This window comes from Pseudomonas taiwanensis (genome assembly GCF_013393345.1).
GTDB classification, from domain to species: Bacteria; Pseudomonadota; Gammaproteobacteria; order Pseudomonadales; family Pseudomonadaceae; genus Metapseudomonas; species Metapseudomonas resinovorans_C.
The window spans coordinates 121,370-140,690 of sequence record NZ_QJRF01000049.1 but is presented as its reverse complement, the minus strand read 5'-3'; the positions used below and the strand labels follow the sequence as shown (position 1 = coordinate 140,690).

Annotated in this window: 16 protein-coding genes and 1 pseudogene; 5 read left to right on the top strand and 12 right to left on the bottom strand. The window is 65.5% G+C overall.

What is annotated here, in order from left to right; all coding sequences use genetic code 11:
* The 12 genes and pseudogenes from DM872_RS10895 to DM872_RS10845 all read right to left on the bottom strand — a co-directional run bounded on the left by DM872_RS10895 (position 1) and on the right by DM872_RS10845 (position 14,691).
* Positions 1-1,491 carry an aldehyde dehydrogenase family protein gene (locus tag DM872_RS10895; protein WP_179059507.1) on the bottom strand — a complete coding sequence of 497 codons (1,491 nt, stop codon included), beginning with the start codon at positions 1,489-1,491 and terminating at the stop codon, positions 1-3.
* Positions 1,492-1,679: 188 nt separating this feature from the next.
* Positions 1,680-2,414 carry a methyl-accepting chemotaxis protein gene (locus DM872_RS30890; protein WP_373273702.1) on the bottom strand — a complete coding sequence of 245 codons (735 nt, stop codon included), beginning with the start codon at positions 2,412-2,414 and terminating at the stop codon, positions 1,680-1,682.
* Between the two features lie 123 nt (positions 2,415-2,537).
* Positions 2,538-3,221 (bottom strand): annotated as a pseudogene (locus tag DM872_RS30885) (cache domain-containing protein); the annotation flags it as partial.
* Positions 3,222-3,562: 341 nt separating this feature from the next.
* On the bottom strand, positions 3,563-4,714 hold the full coding sequence (locus DM872_RS10885; protein WP_179059505.1) for an acyl-CoA dehydrogenase family protein: 1,152 nt from the start codon (positions 4,712-4,714) through the stop codon (positions 3,563-3,565).
* Positions 4,715-4,743: 29 nt separating this feature from the next.
* Positions 4,744-5,832 (bottom strand): enoyl-CoA hydratase/isomerase family protein, encoded by a 1,089-nt coding sequence (locus tag DM872_RS10880; protein WP_179059504.1) that lies wholly within the window; start codon positions 5,830-5,832, stop codon positions 4,744-4,746.
* A 2-nt stretch (positions 5,833-5,834) separates the two neighbouring features.
* The gene (gene mmsB / locus DM872_RS10875; protein WP_179059503.1) at positions 5,835-6,725 is read right to left on the bottom strand and encodes a 3-hydroxyisobutyrate dehydrogenase; all 891 of its coding nucleotides are present in this window, start codon (positions 6,723-6,725) and stop codon (positions 5,835-5,837) included.
* Between the two features lie 36 nt (positions 6,726-6,761).
* A complete protein-coding gene (locus tag DM872_RS10870) occupies positions 6,762-7,535 on the bottom strand; it encodes an enoyl-CoA hydratase (protein ID WP_179059502.1) in 774 nt (257 codons plus the stop codon).
* Between the two features lie 47 nt (positions 7,536-7,582).
* Entirely contained in the window at positions 7,583-9,091 is a 1,509-nt protein-coding gene (locus tag DM872_RS10865) for a CoA-acylating methylmalonate-semialdehyde dehydrogenase (protein ID WP_179059501.1), read from the bottom strand.
* Between the two features lie 102 nt (positions 9,092-9,193).
* Complete coding sequence (locus DM872_RS10860) at positions 9,194-10,897, bottom strand: AMP-binding protein (protein ID WP_179059500.1); 1,704 nt, start codon at positions 10,895-10,897, stop codon at positions 9,194-9,196.
* A 418-nt stretch (positions 10,898-11,315) separates the two neighbouring features.
* Positions 11,316-12,578, bottom strand: a complete 1,263-nt coding sequence (locus DM872_RS10855) for an OprD family porin (protein ID WP_179059499.1) — start codon at positions 12,576-12,578, stop codon at positions 11,316-11,318.
* A 137-nt stretch (positions 12,579-12,715) separates the two neighbouring features.
* Positions 12,716-14,365, bottom strand: coding sequence for a cation acetate symporter (locus tag DM872_RS10850; RefSeq protein WP_179059498.1), 1,650 nt, complete (start codon positions 14,363-14,365; stop codon positions 12,716-12,718).
* Complete coding sequence (locus tag DM872_RS10845; protein WP_179059497.1) at positions 14,362-14,691, bottom strand: DUF485 domain-containing protein; 330 nt, start codon at positions 14,689-14,691, stop codon at positions 14,362-14,364. Before DM872_RS10845 ends, DM872_RS10850 begins: the two co-directional genes overlap by 4 nt.
* A gap of 318 nt (positions 14,692-15,009) precedes the next feature.
* Between DM872_RS10845 and DM872_RS10840 the strand changes: the two genes are divergently transcribed.
* From DM872_RS10840 to DM872_RS10820, 5 genes are all read left to right on the top strand, one after another.
* Positions 15,010-15,969: a LysR family transcriptional regulator gene (locus DM872_RS10840; protein ID WP_373273701.1), complete on the top strand. Its 960-nt coding sequence runs from the start codon at positions 15,010-15,012 to the stop codon at positions 15,967-15,969.
* Positions 15,970-16,040: 71 nt separating this feature from the next.
* Complete coding sequence (locus tag DM872_RS10835) at positions 16,041-16,349, top strand: NIPSNAP family protein (protein WP_179059496.1); 309 nt, start codon at positions 16,041-16,043, stop codon at positions 16,347-16,349.
* A 347-nt stretch (positions 16,350-16,696) separates the two neighbouring features.
* The gene (locus DM872_RS10830) at positions 16,697-18,064 is read left to right on the top strand and encodes an MFS transporter (protein ID WP_179059495.1); all 1,368 of its coding nucleotides are present in this window, start codon (positions 16,697-16,699) and stop codon (positions 18,062-18,064) included.
* Between the two features lie 65 nt (positions 18,065-18,129).
* The gene (locus DM872_RS10825) at positions 18,130-18,276 is read left to right on the top strand and encodes a hypothetical protein (protein WP_179059494.1); all 147 of its coding nucleotides are present in this window, start codon (positions 18,130-18,132) and stop codon (positions 18,274-18,276) included.
* A 124-nt stretch (positions 18,277-18,400) separates the two neighbouring features.
* Positions 18,401-19,309: an MBL fold metallo-hydrolase gene (locus tag DM872_RS10820; protein WP_179059493.1), complete on the top strand. Its 909-nt coding sequence runs from the start codon at positions 18,401-18,403 to the stop codon at positions 19,307-19,309.
* Positions 19,310-19,321 lie beyond the last annotated feature (12 nt).

Below are 19,321 nucleotides of genomic sequence, written 5' to 3'. Positions count from 1 at the left end.
TCAGAGCTTGATCAGCACCGACTTCAGCTCGGTGTAGTGCTCGATGGCCGCTGCGCCCATTTCGCGGCCGACGCCGGAGAGCTTGTAGCCGCCGAAGGGCAGGGCCGGGTCGAGGGCGCTGTGGCAGTTGACCCAGACCGAGCCGGACTTGATGCGCGGAATCATCCGGTGCACCGCCGCGAGGTCGTTGGACCAGACGCTGGCGCCGAGGCCGTAGGGGTTGTCGTTGGCCATGCGAATGACTTCATCGACGTCGTCGAAGGGCATTGCCACCAGCACCGGGCCGAAGATTTCTTCCTGCACCAGGCGGTGCTGCTGGTCGACGTCGACGATCACCGTCGGCTTGACGAAGTAGCCGGGGCCGAAGCCTTCGCCGCCGCAGGCGATGGTGGCGCCCAGCTCGCGGCCGAGCTCGATGTAGCCGGTGACGCGGTCCTGCTGCTTGGCGGAGATCAGCGGGCCCATCTGCACGCTCGGGTCGAGGCCGTTGCCGAGCTTCATGCCGTTGGCGATGCCGGCGATGTCGGCGATCACGTTGTCGAAATGCTTGCGGTGCACGTAGAGGCGCGAGCCGGCGCAGCAGACCTGGCCCTGGTTGAAGAAGATCGCGCTGGCGGCGCCGGCGGCGGCTTCGGCGAGGTTGGCGTCGGGCAGGACGATGGTCGGCGACTTGCCGCCGAGTTCCAGGGTCACGCGGGTCATGTTGTCCATGGCCGCCTTGCCGATCTGCTTGCCGACTTCGGTGGAGCCGGTGAAGGTCAGCTTGTCGACGCCCGGATGGCGGGTGAGGGCGACGCCGGCATTCAGGCCGGTGCCGGTGATGACGTTGAACACCCCGGCCGGGTAGCCGGCTTCCAGCACCAGTTCGGCCAGCTTGAGGGCGGTCAGCGGGGTTTCGTCGGCGGGTTTGAGGATCACGGTGCAGCCGGTGGCGAGCGCCGGGCCGAGCTTCCAGCAGGCCAGCAGCAGCGGGAAGTTCCAGGCGACGATGGCGCCGACCACGCCCACCGCCTCACGGCGGATGAAGCCGTGGAACTGATCATTGGGCATCAGCGGCAGGGACGGGTCGACCGTGCTGCCTTCGATCTTGGTGGCCCAGCCGGCCATGTAGCGGAGGAAGTCGATGGCCAGCTGCACGTCCATGACCTGGGCCACGGCGGCGCTCTTGCCGTTGTTCAGGCATTCCAGTTCGGCCAGCTCCTGGGCATCGCGCTCCATCAGGTCGGCGAGACGCCACAGCAGGTTCTGCCGCTCGCGCGGGCGCATGCGGCTCCAGGCGGAATCGTCGAAGGCCTGGCGTGCGGCCTGCACGGCACGGTCGACATCTTCGGCGGTGGCGGAGGGTACTTCACCGAGGATTTCGCCAGTCGCAGGATTACGGAAACTCATGGTGTTGCCGTTGACGGCGTCCTGCCACTTGGCGCCGATCAGCATCCGGTGGGGGCGGTCCAGGAACGAGCGGGTTTGCGGAAGAATCGGGGGAGTTTGCATGGGCGGGGCCTCTTGTTGTTGGAGTCAGCCCCGGCGGGAGCAAGGCCTGTGCCAGGGCCGCTGCAGGCCAGGCCCGGCGCAGCAGCGACACGCATCCGTGGAAAACATCGACGCGACAGGGTTGTTCCGGACTGGGGCAGGTGTCTCCGAATGAGACAGCGCCCCTGTCTCGCTCCAGTCGAGCCGGCTTACACGCGGAACTGTTTCAGCGTCTGGTTCAGCTGGTTGGCCAGCGTTCCCAGATGATGGCTCGCCTCGTTGGACTGGCTGGCGGCGAGGGCGCTTTCCTCGGCCAGGGAGGCTGCCTGTGTCACGTTCTGGTTGATGTCCTCGACCACCTGGGACTGCTCCAGGGTGGCGCTGGCAATCGACGCGTTCAGGCCCGTGAGATTGCGCAATGACTGGGCGATCTGCTCCAGGCTCTGGCCCGCCAGTCGAGCCTGTTCGACGGTCAGCGCGGAGGCCTGGCTGCTTTCGTCGATGACCTGCACGGCGGCTGCGGAATTGGCGTGCAGACGTTCGATCATCGTCTGGATTTCCGCCGTGGATTTCTGTGTGCGCTGCGCCAGCAGCCGCACTTCGTCCGCGACCACCGCGAAGCCGCGGCCCTGTTCGCCGGCACGTGCCGCTTCGATGGCGGCGTTCAGGGCCAGCAGATTGGTCTGTTCGGCGATGGCGCGGATGACCTCCAGCACGGTGCCGATCTGCGCGCTTTCGTGGGCCAGGGACTGGATGACGTCGACCGCCTTGCCGATGGTGTCCGAGAGCTGGTCGACCTGCTGCAGGCTGCTGCCGATATTGTCCTGGGCACGCAGCGCCTGTTCTTCGGCATCGCGCATTTCGCTGGAGGCCTGTTCGGCGTTGCGCGCCACCTCCTGTACGGCATAGGAGAGCTCCTGCACCGCGGTGGCGACCAGCTCCATCTGCTGCGACTGCTGCTGACTCTGGCGTTGGGTGTCGTCGGCGATAACCCCCAGGGATTGTGAGGCCCGGTCGAGCGAATCGGCGGTTTCCAGCGAGTGGCCGATGACCCCGCGCAGCTTGCGCGTGAAGGCGTTGAAATGCGTGCCCAGGGCGGTCAGTTCGTCACGCCAGTGCTCGTCGAGGCTGCGCGTGAGGTCGGCCTCGCCGCTGGCGATGTTGGCCATGGCACTCACTGCCTGGTCCAGCGGCGACGCGATGCTGCGGGCGATCAGGATGATCAGGGCTGCGAGCAGCAGGCCCGTCAGCAGGAGGATGCCGAGGGTGTTGAGGGCATGCGCGCGGAACTCGACCTGCACGTCGTCGACGTAGATCCCCGAGCCGACTATCCAGCCCCAGGGCTGGAACAGTTCGACGTAGGAGACCTTCGGCACGGGTTCGTCGGAGCCGGGACGCGGCCAGCTGTAATGGACCAGGCCGGCGCCATCGCGCTTGGCCACCGCCACCATGTCGTCGAACGGCTGCTTGCCGTCCGGGTCCCGCGTGCCGCCCATGACCTTGCCTTCGACCTTGGCGCTGGGGTGCATGACCATGCGCGTGTCCAGGTCCTCCAGCCAGAAATAGTCTTCGCCGTTGTAGCGCAGGCTGCGCATCAGTTCGATGGCGTGCCGCTGGGCCTCCTCACGACTGAGCTTGCCGGCGCTTTCCTGTCCCTGGTAGTAGCGCAGGATGCTGCCGGCGGTCTCGACCACATGGCGGGTTTTCAGGGCCTTGGCGGCGTGCAGGTCGGCGAGGTTCTGGCTGAGCATCAGGCCGGCCAGGGCGAGCAGCACCAGCAGGGAGGTCGAGAGGATCAGCCACAGGCGATGGCTGATGGCGATATGGCGCAGGTTGGGCATGGCGATTGGCTTCTTGTTGTGGGGCTCTGATGGCCGGAGCAAGGCCTGTGCCAGTCACTCCGGGGCCGTGTCGCGCGCTGGGGGCGGGTCGGTCCGCCAGTCCGGCATCCTGCCCGGACAGGGCTGCTGGCTCCGAATGAGACACCGGGTTGTCTCATGCCGCCGTGGGGCGGCGTGCGGAGCAAGGGTGAAATCGAGCAAAAAAACCGGGCGCTCCACGGGAGCGGAGTCGCCCGGAAAACGTGGGTGACTCAGAGTTGGTAGTTGGCCAGCTCGCGGGCGATCACGAGGCGCTGCACTTCGCTCGATCCTTCGTAGATCTGCGTGATCCGCGCATCCCGGTAGTACTTCTCGACCGGGTAGTCCTCCAGGTAGCCGTAGCCGCCGTGGACCTGAATGGCGCTGGAACACACCTGTTCGGCGATTTCCGAGGCGAACAGCTTGGCCTGCGAGGCCTCCGACAGGCAGGGCAGGCCGGCGCTCTTCAGGCGGGCGGCGTGCAGGATCATCAAGTGCGCGGCATTGAGGCGGGTCTGCATGTCCGCCAGCAGGTTGCCGACGCTCTGGTGCTCGATGATCGGTTTGCCGAACTGCACCCGCTCACGTGCATAGCCCAGCGCCGCCTCGAAGGCCGCGCGGGCGATGCCGAGGGCCTGGGCGGCGATGCCGATGCGGCCGCCTTCGAGGTTCGACAAGGCGATGGCCAGGCCCTTGCCGCGTTGTCCCAGCAGATTGGCTTCCGGTACCACGCAGTTGCTCAGGGTCACGGCGCAGGTATCCGAGGCCTTGATGCCCATCTTGTGTTCGCTGCGGTCGACGTCGAAGCCGGGCGTGTCGGTCGGCACCAGGAAGGCGGAGAGGCCTTTCTTGCCCAGCTCCGGGTCGGTCACCGCGAAGACGATCGCGAGTTTCGCCCGCTTGCCGTTGCTGACGAACTGCTTGGCGCCGTTGAGCACCCAGTGGCCGTCCACCAGCTCGGCGCGGGTACGCAGGTTGTGCGCCTCGGAGCCGGCCTGGGGTTCGGTCAGGCAGAAGCAGCCGATGGCCGCGCCGCTCGCCAGGGCTGGCAGCCACTGGTCCTTCTGCGCCTCGCTGCCGTAGTTGAGGATCGGCCCGCAGCCGACCGAGTTGTGGATGCTCATCAGCGCGCCGAGGGCGCCGTCGCCAGCGGAGATTTCTTCCACCGCCAGGGCATAGGCCACGTAGTCGATATAGGTGCCGCCCCATTGCTCGGGCACCACCATGCCGAGCAGGCCCAAATCGCCCATCTGGCGCACCAGTTCGTCGTCGATCCAGCCGGCCTTTTCCCAGGCCTGGGCGCGGGGCGCGACTTCAGCGCGGGCGAAGTCCCGCGCCATGTCGCGGATCATGCGCTGTTCTTCGGTGAGTTCGAGGTCGTGCATCGTGCTTGTACTCCCGCAGGATGGCACCGTCAGGCGGTGCGAAGAGGTTTGCTGGCTGCGTTGGGGAAGCCGCTGAAGAAGGACAGGATCTGCTGCTGCGTCAGGTCCGCCAGGGTCGGCGGGTTCCAGCGCGGGGTCTTGTCCTTGTCGATGATCAGGGCGCGGATACCCTCGATCAGGTCGCCCTTGTCGAACCACTGGCCGTCCAGGTGCAGCTCCAGGGCGAAGCAGTCGCCCAAGGGCAGGTGACGGCCCCGGCGCAGCAGTTCCAGGGTCACGGCCATCGCCAGGGGCGAGCGGCTGTCCAGCATGCGCAGGGTTTCCTCGGCCCAGTCGGAGTATTCGGCGCAATCCTCGGCCAGCAGCGACTGGCGGATGGCGCTGATATCCGGCAGGGCGAAATGCCGGTCGATGGCTGGGCGCAGAGCTTTCAGCTCCGAGCCAGGAATGCGCTCGGCAGCCAGGCAGCCGAGCAGCTGGGCGAGGTTCTCACGGGGCGCGTAGCTCCATTTCAGGCTGTCCAGCGCCTGGTCCAGCTCCCCGATGCGCTCGCTGGGCAGGCAGTAGTCGGCGAGACCCGCATACAACGCATCGGCTGCGCGTACCTGGCCGCCGGTGACGCCCAGGTAGACGCCCAGCTCGCCCGGCAGGCGCGGCAGGAAGTAGCTGCCGCCGACATCCGGGAAGAAGCCGATGCCGACTTCCGGCATGCCCATGCGGGTGCGTTCGGTGATGACGCGCAACGAGGCGGCCTGCGCCAGCCCCATGCCGCCGCCGAGGACGAAGCCGTCCAGCAGCGCCAGCACTGGCTTGGCGTAGTTGTGCAGGTACTCGTCCAGCGCATATTCCTCTTCGAGGAACACCTGGTGCTGGTTGTCGCCGGCTGCATGGCTCTCGTACAGCATGCGGATGTCGCCACCCGCGCAGAAGGCCTTCTCACCGGCGCCGCGAATGACCACGGCGACGATGTCCGGGTCCAGCTCCCAGGCCCACAGATGGCGATGCAGCAGGCGCACCATGGGCAGGGTCAGGGCATTGAGCCCGGCCGGACGGTTCAGCGTGAGGTGGCCGACGCGGTTGCGCACGCTGGCCAGGATGGACGCCTCGTTGTCGCTCATGCTCAGGCTTCCCGGCGGAACAGGTTGATGATCGCGGAGAAGTCGAGGCCGCCATACCCTTGCAGGCTGAAGGTCTGGTACAGCTGCTGGGCGGCGGCGCCGAGCACGACCGGCTGTTTCGCGTGGCGCGCGGCCTCGGTGGCCAGCCCCAGGTCCTTGAGCATCAGGTCGGTGCCGAAGCCGCCGCTGTAGCCGCGCGAGGCGGGGGCATTTTCCAGCACGCCGGGGAACGGGTTGTTGATCTCCGAGCTCCAGCAGCGGCCGCTGGAGGTGTTGATGATGCCGGCCAGCACGTTCGCATCCATGCCGAGGGCGACGCCCAGGGCCATGGCTTCGGCGACGCCGACCATGGAGATGCCGAGCAGCATGTTGTTGGCGATCTTGGCCACCTGGCCGTTACCGGTGGCGCCGCAGTGGACGATGTTGCGGCCCATGGCAGCGAGCAGCGGCTGGGCCTGGTCGAAGGCGCTGGAGGTGCCGCCGACCATGAAGGTCAGCGTGCCGGCTGCAGCACCACCTGTACCGCCGGAAACCGGCGCATCGAGCATGGGATTGCCCTGGGCCGTGGCCACCTTGGCGACCTCGCGGGCGCTGAGCGGATCGATGGTGGAGCTGTCGATCAGCAGCACGCCCTGAGCGACATTGGCCAGCAGGCCATTGGCACCCAGGTAGACATCTTTCACGTGAGCGGCGGTGGGCAGCATGGTGACGATCGCGGCGACACCATCACGGGCGAGTTCCGCCGGGCTGTTGGCCGTGCGTGCACCGAGCTCTACGAGTGCGGCGGTCGCCAGCGGCGAGGGGTCGAACACGGTGAGGGTGTGGCCGGCCTTGAGCAGGTTGCGGGCCATGGGGCCGCCCATGTTGCCGAGACCAAGAAATCCGATATGCATGCTGGTGTCCTCTAGAAATTGGGCCGGGAAGTTCGGTCAACGATGGGTGAAGTTTGGCGCGCGCTTTTCCACGAAGGCGCTCATGCCTTCCTTCTGGTCGGCGCTGGCGAACAGCGAATGGAACAAGCGCCGCTCGAAGCGCACGCCTTCATTGAGGCCCAGCTCGAAGGCGCGGTTGACGCACTCCTTGGTCATCATCGCGGCGGGCAGCGATTTGCTGGCGATGCCACGGGCGGCAGCCAGGGTTTCGTCCAGCAGGGACTCGGCGGGCAGCACGCGGGCCACCAGGCCGGCGCGTTCGGCTTCCTCGGCGGTCAGCTGGCGGCCGGTCAGGCACAACTCCATGGCCTTGGACTTGCCCAGGGCATGGGTCAGGCGCTGGGTGCCGCCGATGCCCGGGATCACCCCCAGGGTCAGCTCCGGCAGGCCGAAGCGGGCGTTTTCGGCGGCGTAGATGAAGTCGCACATCAGCGCCAGTTCGCAGCCACCGCCCAGGGCGTAGCCGGCAACTGCGGCGATCAGCGGCTTGCGCCGGGCACCGATGCGGTCGGCGGCGGCGAAGAAGTCGTCGAGGTAGATCTGCGGAAAGCCGAAGGCGGACATTTCCTTGATATCGGCGCCCGCGGCGAAGGCCTTGGCCGAGCCGGTGATCACGATGCAGCCGACCTCGGCGTCGGCCTCCAGTTGGTCGAGGGCGAGGTTCAGCTCGGCGACCAGCTGTGAGTTGAGGGCGTTCAGCGCCTTGGGCCGGTTCAGGGTGATCAGGCCGACACGTTCCTGTACCGAGACCAGCAGAGTTTCGTATTCCATGGTGTTTCTCCAGGCGGGCCGGCGCGTGGGGCGCCGGCCCGGTGGGATCATTTCAGGGTGATGGTGGTGTTCACCGCGCCGCCGACATCGTCTTCGTCGAACCAGCGCTGGGTGATGGTCTTGGTCTGGGTGTAGAACAGCACCACTTGCTTGCCGTAGGGACCGAGGTCACCCAGCTTGGAGGCGCGGGAGCCGCTGAAGGAGAACAGCGGGACCGGCACCGGGATCGGTACGTTGATGCCGACCTGGCCGACGTCGATCTCTTCCTGGAAGTGCCGCGCAGCAGCGCCGGAACGGGTGAAGAGGGCGGTGCCGTTGCCGTTCGGGTTGGCGTTGATGAAGGCAATGGCCTCGTCGAGGCTGGCAGCGTTCACCACGCAGAGCACCGGCCCGAAGATTTCTTCGCGGTAGATGGTCATTTCCGTGGTCACGCCGGAGAAGATGGTCGGGCCGACGAAGTTGCCGTCCTCGTAGCCGGGCACTTTCGGGTTGCGGCCGTCCAGGACCAGCTTGGCGCCTTCCTCGATACCGGTGGCGATCAGGCCGCTGATGCGGTCCAGTGCGGAGCAGGAAACCACCGGGCCGATATCGGTGCCCGGCTCGACGCCGGCACTCACTTTCAGGGTCTTGGCCTTTTCCACCAGGTCCGGCAGCCAGGCTTGCGCATCGCCCACCAGGATCACCACCGGCAGGGCCATGCAGCGCTGGCCGGCGGCGCCGAAGGACGCGCCCAGCAGGTTGTTCAGGGTCTGCTGCTTGTTGGCGTCAGGCAGGACGATGGCGTGGTTCTTCGCGCCCATCATGCACTGCGCGCGCTTGCCGTTCAGGGAGGCGCGGTTGTAGACGTGGGTGCCCACCTTGGTGGAGCCGACGAAGGACACGGCCTTGATGTCCGGGTGGTCGCAGATCAGGTTCACCGCATCGACGCCGCCGTGGATCACGTTGAGCACGCCTTTCGGGATGCCGGCTTCCAGCGCCAGTTCCACCAGGCGCATGGTCACCAGCGGGTCCTGCTCGGAAGGCTTGAGGACGAAGGTGTTACCGCAGGCGATGGCCATGGGGAACATCCACAGCGGGATCATCGCCGGGAAGTTGAACGGGGTGATGCCGGCGCACACGCCGATCGGTTGCAGCAGGGTGTAGGTGTCCACGCCGTTGGCGACGTTATTGGCCAGCTCGCCCATCTGCAGGGTGCCGATGTTGGCGGCGTGCTCCACCACTTCCAGGCCACGGAAAACGTCGCCCTCGGCGTCCGGCAGGGTCTTGCCCTGTTCGGCGGTGAGCAGGGCGGCCAGCTCCTTGATGTTCTCGCGGATCAGTTGCTGGTACTTCAGGAAGATGCGGGCGCGGGCGCCGATCGGGGTCTTGCGCCAGGTCTTGAAGGCGTCCTGGGCGGCGGCGACGGCGGCGTTCATCTCGTCCTGGGTGGCGAAGGGCACGCGGGCCAGGACTTCCTGGGTCGCCGGGTTGACCACGTCGCGCCACTGCTGGGACTTGGATTCGACGAATTCACCGTTGATGAGCAGCTTGACGCTGGGAACGCTGGAAGAGGTCATGTATGGGTCCTGCCTGCTTTCGTTGGGTCGAGTGAGGCCCCTCGGGGCATAGGTCCGAGCGGTCGGGTTTTCGGTTGGGAGGGCCGGCGAGCCGGCCCGGATTCAGCCCTTGAGCTGCGGGAAGTCTTCTTCGAAGTACTCTCCGGCGCCCCGTGCATCGCCCTGGCGGCGCTGCACTTCCATCTGCCGCAGTTCCACGCGGCGGATCTTTCCGGAGATGGTCTTGGGCAGTTCGCTGACGAACTCGATGCGCCGCACGCGCTTGTAAGGCGCCAGGTGTTCGCGGGCGAAGGCGAGGATGTCCAGGGCCAGCTCGGCGCTGCCGGGCTCGTCATGGGCGAGGATCAGGAAGGCCTTGGGCACTGCCAGGCGCACCGGATCGGGGCTGGGCACGATGGCCACTTCCATCACGGCAGGGTGCTCGATCAGTGCGCTTTCCAGTTCGAAGGGGCTGATGCGGTAGTCGGAGGCCTTGAACACATCATCGGCACGGCCGACGAAGGTGATGTAGCCGTCTTCGCAGATCTGCGCGGTGTCGCCGGTACGGTAGTAACCGTCGCGCATCACTTCCGCGGTTTTCTCCGGGTTGTCTTCGTAGCAGAGCATCAGGCCCAGCGGGCGGACCTCCAGCGGCAGGGCCACTTCGCCTTCGTTGGCGGGCTGACCGTCCGGGTCGAGCATGGTCACGCGGTAGCCGGGCAGCGGACGGCCCATGGAGCCGGGCTTGAGTTTCTGGCCGGGGGTATTGCCGACCAGGGCGGTGGTTTCCGACTGGCCGAAGCCGTCGCGCAGGTCGAGGCCCCAGGCATGCTGGACCTGCTCGATGATTTCCGGGTTGAGCGGTTCACCAGCACCCACCAGTTCGCGCAGGCGCAGGCGGCTGCGGTAGCTGGCCAGGTCTTCCTGGATCAGCATGCGCCAGACGGTGGGCGGCGCGCACAGGCTGGTGACGCCGTAGCGCTCGAGCACGCCGAGCAGGGCCGGGGCGCTGAAGCGCGCGACGTTATGGATGAAGATGCAGGCGCCAGCGTTCCAGGGCGCGAAGAAGCAGCTCCAGGCATGCTTGGCCCAGCCGGGGGAGGAGATGTTCAGGTGCAGGTCGCCGGGCTGCAGGCCGATCCAGTACATGGTCGACAGGTGGCCCACTGGGTAGCTCTGATGGCTGTGCAGCACCATCTTCGGCTTGGAGGTGGTGCCGGAGGTGAAGTACAGCAGCATCGGGTCGGTGGCGAGGGTCACGCCCTCGGCCTGGAACTCGGCCGGGAATTGCTCCGCCGCGCTGTGCGGCGTCCAGCCCGACGCGTTACCGCCGACGCTGATGCGGGTGAGGCTTTCGGCCAGGCCGTTGAATTTCTCCAGGTGGGCGGCGCCGGCCACCACATGGTCGATCCGGCCGCGTTCGATGCGGTCGCGCAGGTCTTCGGAGGTGAGCAGGGCAGTGGCGGGAATCACCACGGCGCCAAGCTTGAAAGCGGCCAGCATGGTTTCCCACAGGGCGATGTCGTTGCCGAGCATCATCAGGATGCGTTCGCCGCGTTTCACGCCCAGGGCGCGCAGGTGGTTGGCGACGCGGTTGGAGCGCTCGGACAGCTCCTGGAAGCTGTAGCGGCGCTCGCTGCCGTCCTCTTCGACAATCCAGAGTGCCGGTGCCTGGTTGCCCTTGGCCATCTCATCGAAATAGTCCAGGGCCCAGTTGAATTGCGTGAGCTGCGGCCAACGGAAACCGCGGACGGCCGTGTTGTAGTCGGTGCGATGGGCAAGCAGGAAGTCACGGGCGGCAAGGAAGGGGAGGCTGTTGGGGGTCATGGTGCGTGCCCTTGATTGTTTTTGTCGGGTCTTTCGGCCTTTGGCCGGGTTGGTGGGTTGAGTATAGGTGGGCGCAAATCAAATAAGAACGCGCAGAAAAACCGGTGCGATGTGCAAAAAAATCATAGCCATTCGCACGAGACCGCGCGGGGCGAAGTTGAGTTTGGCGGGCAGCTTTTGTGTAGGAGCGGCGGGTTAGCCGGGTGCCGTGGTTGGGTCGGAGTTGTGATGTAGGAGCGAGCTTGCTCGCGAAGGGTCTGGCTCGGAAGGTTCGCGAGCAGAGCTCGCTCCTACAGGTGCAGCGGGTTAGCCGGGTGCCGGGGTTGGCTCGGAGCGTTGTGATGTAGGAGCGAGCTTGCTCGCGAAAGGTCTGGCCCGGAAGGTTCGCGAGCAAGCTCGCTCCCACAGATCCTCGGCGTTACCAGAGCGGCAGGGTGTAGCTGAGGATCAGGCGGTTCTCGTCGAGGTCGTTGCCGAAGTTGGTCGAACGCACCGTGGCGTTGCGCCACTTCACGCCGAGGTTCTTCAGCGGGCCGCTCTGCACCACGTAGGCGATGTCGGTGTCGCGTTCCCACTCCTTGCCATCCTCGCGGCCAGCGCCCAACTCGACGCCGTCGCCGCTGAGGTAGCGGGTCATGAAGGTCAGCCCGGGAATCCCCACGGCGGCGAAGTTGTAGTCATAGCGCGCTTGCCAGGAGCGCTCCTCGCGGTTGGCGAAGTCGCTGATCTGCACGAAGTTCACCAGGTAGGCGTCGCTGCCGTTGACGTAGGCAAAGCCGGTGTCGCCGCTCATGCGTTGGTAGCCCAGGCCCAGCGCGTGGCCACCGATACCGTAGGTGAACATGGCGCCGAAGGCCTTGTTGTCGACATTGCTGCCGCCCTCGTCGGTGGAGCGGGCGAAGCGCAGGTCGCTCTTCAGGCTCTGGCCATCGCCGAGTGGCAACAGGTGGTTCAGGGTCAGCATGTGCTGGCGGTAGAAGTCGTCCAGGCGACCGAAGCCGTAGCCGGTAGTGAGGGCGTCGTTCCACTTGTAGCTGAGGTTGGCGAAGTCGAAGGCGTCGCTGGTGGTCTGGCGCGCGCGGATGTTCTTCACCCCGACGGTGGTGATGCTCATGTCCTCGTAGTCGGAGGAATCGCGCTGGTTCACCTGACGCAGGCGTCCGGCATCGACGGTCAGGCCGTCGAGCTCCAGGGAGTTGAGCTGGCCGCCTTCGAAGGTCTGCGGCAGCAGGCGCGAATCGTTGGCCAGCAGCACGGGCAGCTTGGGCATCAGGGTGCCCAGCTTGAGGGTGCTCTTCGAGGCGCGCAGCTTGGCGGTCAGGCCCAGTTCGCCGTATTCGTCCTGGGCACGCTTGGGCGCTTCGCGATCTCGCTTGAGCAGGCCGGAGCCGGCGCGGTCGGGGCTGGAGTCCAGCTTCACGCCGAGCAGGCCGATGGCGTCCAGGCCGACGCCGATGCTGCCCTCGGTAAAGCCCGACTCGTAGCGCAGGAGGAAACCTTGCGCCCATTCCTCGGCCTTGGCCTGCGGGGCGGCGTGCTGGCGGAAGTCACGGTTGAAGTAGAAGTTGCGCAGCTCCAGGCTGGCTTTCGAATCCTTGATGAACTCAGCCAGGGCGGGTGTGGAGCAACTGAGTGCGCCGCCGACGAGCAGCAGGTGGGAGGTGAGGGTGCGGCGATCCATGGGGGCCTCTTGTTGTTTTAGTGGACGAACGAATCCGTACCGGCCCGAGGACCGGTGGCGGGGTGAGACGGAATGGAAAAAGGGGCACGCCCCAAAGGAGCGGCAGGCGTGCCCGCTAACTGGTTGCGCGATACGCGTCAGTGGCTGCTGGCGGCAGCGGCTCCCAGGCCGGTCTGGGCGCGCACGAACTGGTCGGCATAAGCCGCCCGTTCACGGTTGGCGCGGGCGCTGCGATCGAGCGTGGAGACGACGATGATCACCAGGAAGGCCAGCGGCATGGAGAACAGCGCCGGCTGGTCGTAGGGGAACAGGGCTTTCTCGTGGCCCAGCACGCCGACCCAGACGGCCGGCGCGCAGATCACCAGGCCCATGGCGCTGACCAGCCCGGTCAGCCCGCCCCAGAGAGCGCCACGGGTAGTCAGGCCCTTCCAGTACATGGCCATGATCAGCACCGGGAAGTTGGCCGACGCGGCGACGCCAAAGGTCAGGCCGACCAGGAAGGCGATGTTCATCTGCTCGAAGAGGATGCCCAGGCCAATAGCGACCAGACCAATGGCCACGGTGGCGATGCGGCTCACGCGCATTTCATCCTTCTCGCTGGCACGGCCCTTCTTCAGCACGCTGGCGTAGAGGTCGTGGGAGATCGCCGAGGCGCCCGCCAGGGCCAGGCCCGCGACCACCGCAAGGATGGTGGCGAAGGCCACGGCGGAGAGGAAACCGAGGAACAGGTTGCCACCCACGGCCTGGGCCAGGTGCATGGCGACCATATTGCCGCCGCCTACCAGGGCGCCGCCCAGCTTGCCGTCGACGAAGTACTGCGGGTCGGTGCCGACGATGACGATGGCGGTGTAGCCAAGCACGCAGACCACCAGGAAGAAGAAGCCGATGAAGCCGGTGGCGAACAGCACCGAGCGGCGGGCTTCCCTGGCGTTGGGGACGGTGAAGAAACGCATCAGGATGTGCGGCAGGCCGGCGATGCCGAACACCAGGCCGAGGGACAGCGAGACGGCGCTGATGGGGTCGGCCAGCAGGGTGCCGGGGCCCATGATCTTGCCGCCACTGGCGTGCACGGCGACCGCGCGCTCGGCCAGGTTTTCGAAGCTGAAGCCGAACTCGCTCATGGCCATCAGCACCAGCGTGGTGCCGCCGGCCAGCAGCAGGACGGCCTTGGTGATCTGTACCCAGGTGGTGGCGATCATGCCGCCGAAGATCACGTAGACCAGCATCAGCACACCGACCACCACCACCGCCAACTGGTAGTCCAGGCCGAACAGTAGCTTGATCAGTTGGCCGGCGCCGACCATCTGCACGATCAGGTAGCAGCAGACCACGGTCAGCGAGCCGAGGGCGGCGAAGCTGCGTACGCGGGTCTGGTCGAGGCGGTAGGAGACGATGTCGGCGAAGGTGTACTTGCCCAGGTTGCGCAGGCGCTCGGCCATCAGGAAGGTGACGATGGGCCAGCCGACGAAGAAGCCGATGATGTAGACGAAGCCGTCGTAGCCCTTGGCGAACACCAGGCTGGAAAGCCCCAGCAGAGTGGCCGCCGACATGTAGTCACCGGCGATGGCCAGTCCGTTCTGGAAGCCCGAGATACCGCCGCCAGCGGTGTAGAAGTCGGCGGCGGAGCGGGTGCGGCGTGCGGCCCACCAGGTGATCACCAGGGTGGCGAGGACGAAGACGAAGAACATGCCGATGGCGTGCAGGTTGAGGGGTTGTTTCTGCGCCGTGATGGTGTCGGCGAAGCTGCTCAGTGGAGCCAGGGCAAGGAGGGCGAGGAGGGCTTTCATGCCTGGCCCTCCGCGAGGATTTCTGCGCTCAGCGCATCGAAGCGGTTATTGGCGTGACGCACGTACCAGGCGGTCAGCAGCCAGGAAAGGACGATGATGGCGGCACCCAGCGGGATGCCGCGGCTGAGGTGACTGCCCTCGTAGAGGGGCATGTGCAGCCAGCCGGGAACGAAGGCCACCAGCATGATGAACAGGTAGTAGACCGCCAGCACCAGGGCGCTGAGCGACCAGGCGAGAATGGCGCGCTCCTGGGCCAGGCGCTGGAACTTCGGGTTGGCCAAGATGCGAGCATTGGCCGGCGTGTCGGGGGAGTGGTGAGGTTTCATTTCGGGCTCCGCTTTAATTGTTTTTGTCGTGCCTGTCGCCGCAGCTTTTTCAAGCGTGCAGCATTCCCGGCGGCGCCTCGGGAAGGCGTCGCCAAGTTCTTCGTCAGTGAGGTGTTCTTCAGTGACCGCGACTCCCTCCGGGAGCCAGCAAATGGTGGGTAGCGCAAGGCGCGGGAAGGCCGGAAACCAGGCATGCGTTCATGCTGTCAGCCCTCCATTTCAGTGATCCCGGCAAGGGCGAAAAAGCACTTGGCTGCGGGTCGATGGATGTGAGTATATGTAAGCATCCATCCCCTAAAGAACAGGCAAAATATCCTGATGGACATGCAAAAAAGTCCCAGCCCGGAACAGGTCAAATGGGACGACCTGCGATTCTTCCTGGAAGTGGCCCGGACCCGCACAGCAACCGGCGCTGCCCGCCGACTGGGTGTCGACTACACCACCGTGTCGCGGCGCGTGCGGGCCCTGGAACAGGCGCTGGGTGCCTTGCTGTTCGAAAAGTCCCGCGCAGCTGGCTTCGTCCTGACGGTGGAAGGGCAGCGTCTGCTGAGCCACGCCGAGACCCTGGAAAGCACCCTGCAGGCCGCCTGCGAGCAAGTGTCGGGCACGCGCCTGGGGCTGTCTGGCCATGTGCGGATCGGCTGTACCGAGGGCTTCGGATCCTATTTCGTGACGGCGCAGATGAGTCGCTTCCTCGAGCAGTATCCGCACATCTCGGCGGACATCCTGCCGGTGCCTCACTTCGTCAGCCTGTCGCGTCGCGAAGCAGATATCGCCATCACCCTGGAACGCCCCGAGCGCGGCCCCTATGTCTGTTCCAAGCTTGCCGACTATCGCCTGCGCCTCTACGGCACGCCCGAGTACCTGGCCAGTCAGCCGCTCATCGAAACGCGCGAGGACCTGGCCCAGCACCCCTTCATCACCTACGTCGAGGACCTGGCCTTTAGTCCCAAGCTGCTCTACCTGAATGACCTGCTGCCCGGCGCCATGAGCCAGCTGCGCAGCACCAGCGTCATCGCCCAGTACCAGGCCGCATTGCAGGGAAGGGCGTTGGCGATCCTGCCGTGCTTCCTGGTGGCGGGCGACCCGAGGCTACAGGCGGTGCTGCCCGGTGACGTGGAGGTCACCCGCCAGTTCTGGATCTATTACAGCGAGGACCTGCGCCGCCTCAAGCGCATCACCCTGGTGGCCGAGTACCTGCACCGTTGCGCCGATCTCAATCGCGGCTGGCTGATGGGAGAAGATGACCGGATACAGGTGCCGGCTTTCGAGAAATAGACCTCCAGGGCTCATGGCTCGTATCGCGAAAAAGCCCATATCCAGATCGCACCACTTGAACGAGAGACCGAATGATTACTTGCTACCTTCGTTACATCCTCGATCCCTACAAACTGGCGGAGTTCGAACACTACGGGAAGCTCTGGATTCCGCTCGTGGAGAAGTTCGGCGGCCAGCACCACGGCTACTTCCTGCCGTCCGAGGGCGCAAACAATGTCGCCTTGGCGATGTTTTCCTTCCCGAGCCTGGCGGCCTACGAGCAGTACCGGCAGGACTCGATGAAAGACGCGGACTGCATCGCTGCCTTCAAGTACGCCGAGGTCACGCGCTGCATCCTCAGCTACGAGCGCACGTTCTTCCGGCCTGTCTTCGGTGCTTGAACGAGTACGCTCGACCTCCTGTCGTCGCCCCATCCCGTTTGCCATATTGCAGGCCGCTGGCTGCTAAGGACGGTCTGTACCTTGCCGGCGCGAGTCACCCCTCGCCCGCTTGCGGGAGAGGGGTGGGGGAGAGGCCGAAGCGGTACTCGCCCCAGACCAGGTCGGCGCGCTTGGTGAGGGCGTCGTGCGCTGCGCGAAGCATCCGCCCAGGAATGACAACACGGTGTTTGTATTCCTGCGGTTTATAACAGCGCGCCTCGAATTCATTATCCAGGTTGGCGCCCCGCTGAATACAGTCTCCTCATCGGACCGCCTTGCGCAGCGCGCGGGAATCCAAGGAGACAGACATGCGACAGATCGACCTGCAGCGCGCCTCGGACGAGGCGCCGTTCACCCGCCTTCACTGGATCGTCCTGATCTGGTGCGCACTGGCCATCGTGTTCGATGGCTACGACCTTGCCGTGGTGGGCATTGCCCTGCCGTCGATCATGAAGGACATGGGGATCGATGCCACGCAGGCCGGTTTCATGGCCAGCTCCGCCCTGTTCGGCATGATGTTTGGCAACGTCATGTTCGGCGGCCTGTCGGATCGCTACGGCCGCCGGCTGGTGATGTGCCTGTGTATCGCGATCTTCAGCCTGTTCACGGCGCTGGCGGGGCTGATGCGTGATCCCCTCTCGTTCAGCATGATGCGTTTCATTGCGGGCCTGGGCATCGGCGGCGTGATGCCGAACGTGATCGCGCAGATGACCGACTATTCGCCTCTGCGCATGCGCAGCACGCTGATCACGCTTACGTTCAGCGGCTACTCGGTGGGGGGCATGCTGGCGGCCATCCTCGGCAAGGGGCTGATTGAAACCTACGGCTGGCAGACGGTGTTCCTTGCGGCTGCCGCACCCGTCGTGCTGCTTCCGCTGATCTGGTTGCAGATGCCCGAGTCGCTGGGCTTCATGCTGCGCAAGGGGCAGACCGAACAGCTCAAGCGCGTGCTCACCCGCATGAGCCCCGGCTATGTGCCCCGGGCCGACGACCGGTTCGTGCTGTCGGGTGCGGCGGCAGGGTCCGCGGGAGCCGTGGAGGAGGGTGCTGGCCGGCAGTCGGCCTTCGGCGAGCTGTTCTTGCAGGGGCGAGCCTTCAGCACGCTGATGTTCTGGCTGACCTGCTTCATGGCGCTGTTCATGGTGTATGCGCTCAACTCGTGGCTGACCAAGCTCATGGCGCAGGCGGGCTACAGCCTGGGGTCGGCGCTCACCTTCGTGCTGGTGCTCAATGTGGGCGCCACCGTGGGCGCCGTGTGCGCGGGCTGGGTGGCCGACCGCATGCACATCAAGCTGGTGACCTTCCTGATGTTCGTGATGGCCGCGGTGGCGATCACGCTGATGGGCCACAGGCTGCCCACGCCCGCGCTGTTCCTGGTGGTGGCGATCGCGGGTGCCTGCACGATCGGAACGCAGACCATGACATGCGCCTACTGCAGCCAGTTCTATCCCATGACGGCGCGCTCGACGGGCGTCGGCATGATGCTCGGAGTGGGCCGGGTCGGTGCGATCCTGGCACCCATCGTGATCGGCATGATCGTGAACATGGACCTGCCGCTTGCCAGCAACTTCACGGCGATCGCGATCCCGGCCATCGTGGCGGCCTGCAGCATCCTGCTGGTGCAGCACGGCCGGTCCGACCTGGTGCGCAGCCGCATGGGCACTGCCGTGGGTTGAAACCCCACAGTCCCCGTCCTGCCTGGGCTGCAAGGCATCGGACCGTTTTCGTGGAGAGAAGCGACATGACACAAGCCCTGCGCTTTGGCCTGCCCAGGAGCCTGGCATCGCTACGCAACTACGCGGACGGCCAGTTCGTCGAGACCGGCAAGACCTTCGACAACGTCTGTAGGAGCAAGCGAGCGTTTTCCCTGCACGTTCTCGACACTTAAGGCCAACTAAACGGCAGCACTTCAAATCAAATCCATTGTCGACGAGCCGTTGACCCCTTGAGATATGCGGGCAGTTCAGTGCTGCACAAGGTTCTCCGCATTCAATAACAAGAGGTCTGCGCTCATGATGAAAATCGCCAGCTCCCTGGCTTTGGCAACATTCGCCCTGATGGGATTCACATTCGCGGCGGACGCCGCCGAAGAGGCTGGCCGAGGGGAGGGCAGCTTCGTGCTGACGAAGATTTCCGACCATCTCTACGCCATTGGCGAGCCGCACTATTACCAGAAGAACTATTCCTACCTCCTGGTGGGTTCGGACAGGGCTCTGATGTTCGACGCTGGTGCCAACCAGAAGGCAAACATTACCGAGCTCGTGCGGACGGTTACCGACAAGCCGCTATCGGTACTGCCCTCGCACCTGCACTTCGATCACCTGGGCGGCCTGCACAACTTCGACAGCATCTACCTGCCGGACCTGGCCTTCATTCGCAACTTCAAAGAGGACGATGGGCTCTACCATGTGCCGGAACCGGTCCATCTCGGCAATATCGACCACCTCACCTTGCCGCCCTTCAAGGTCTCCCGCCTGGTCAAACCCGGCGAGGAGATCGACCTGGGTGGCTACAAGGTGAGGCTGGTGAGCACGCCGGGGCACACCCAGGATGAAGTAGCGCTCTACGACGAGGCGAACAACATCCTCCTGGCCGGCGACCATCTCTACCCATCCTGGCTGCTGGCCGGGAACCTCGGCGACTACATCGCTTCCCTGTCGGCAACCCTGGCACTGATCGACAAGGACACTCGCGTCTACGGCGCCCACGCGGACGAAGACCCAAACCGGGTACCCACCATGGCGTACGAAGACGTGCTCAAGATCCGCGAGAAGATGTTGGCGATCCAGGCTGGCCAGGCCCAGGGGGAGACGTTCACCGACCCCGAGCTGATCCGGGATTCGCAGCTCTACAAGGTGGTGAAGGACATCAGCATCCTCACCGACATCCAGTTCACCGATGGGCGACACTACGGCTATTGAGCCCGCCGAGGC

Coding starts and splice junctions, on each gene's coding strand:
- DM872_RS10860 (WP_179059500.1), bottom strand. CDS start 10,897: ATGACCCCCAACAGCCTCCCCTTCCTTGCCGCCCGTGACTTCCTGCTT.
- DM872_RS10870 (WP_179059502.1), bottom strand. CDS start 7,535: ATGGAATACGAAACTCTGCTGGTCTCGGTACAGGAACGTGTCGGCCTG.
- DM872_RS10830 (WP_179059495.1), top strand. CDS start 16,697: ATGCGACAGATCGACCTGCAGCGCGCCTCGGACGAGGCGCCGTTCACC.
- DM872_RS10885 (WP_179059505.1), bottom strand. CDS start 4,714: ATGCACGACCTCGAACTCACCGAAGAACAGCGCATGATCCGCGACATG.
- DM872_RS30890 (WP_373273702.1), bottom strand. CDS start 2,414: ATGGAGCTGGTCGCCACCGCGGTGCAGGAGCTCTCCTATGCCGTACAG.
- DM872_RS10895 (WP_179059507.1), bottom strand. CDS start 1,491: ATGCAAACTCCCCCGATTCTTCCGCAAACCCGCTCGTTCCTGGACCGC.
- DM872_RS10880 (WP_179059504.1), bottom strand. CDS start 5,832: ATGAGCGACAACGAGGCGTCCATCCTGGCCAGCGTGCGCAACCGCGTC.
- DM872_RS10820 (WP_179059493.1), top strand. CDS start 18,401: ATGATGAAAATCGCCAGCTCCCTGGCTTTGGCAACATTCGCCCTGATG.
- DM872_RS10845 (WP_179059497.1), bottom strand. CDS start 14,691: ATGAAACCTCACCACTCCCCCGACACGCCGGCCAATGCTCGCATCTTG.
- DM872_RS10825 (WP_179059494.1), top strand. CDS start 18,130: ATGACACAAGCCCTGCGCTTTGGCCTGCCCAGGAGCCTGGCATCGCTA.
- mmsB (WP_179059503.1), bottom strand. CDS start 6,725: ATGCATATCGGATTTCTTGGTCTCGGCAACATGGGCGGCCCCATGGCC.
- DM872_RS10840 (WP_373273701.1), top strand. CDS start 15,010: ATGGACATGCAAAAAAGTCCCAGCCCGGAACAGGTCAAATGGGACGAC.
- DM872_RS10835 (WP_179059496.1), top strand. CDS start 16,041: ATGATTACTTGCTACCTTCGTTACATCCTCGATCCCTACAAACTGGCG.
- DM872_RS10850 (WP_179059498.1), bottom strand. CDS start 14,365: ATGAAAGCCCTCCTCGCCCTCCTTGCCCTGGCTCCACTGAGCAGCTTC.
- DM872_RS10865 (WP_179059501.1), bottom strand. CDS start 9,091: ATGACCTCTTCCAGCGTTCCCAGCGTCAAGCTGCTCATCAACGGTGAA.
- DM872_RS10855 (WP_179059499.1), bottom strand. CDS start 12,578: ATGGATCGCCGCACCCTCACCTCCCACCTGCTGCTCGTCGGCGGCGCA.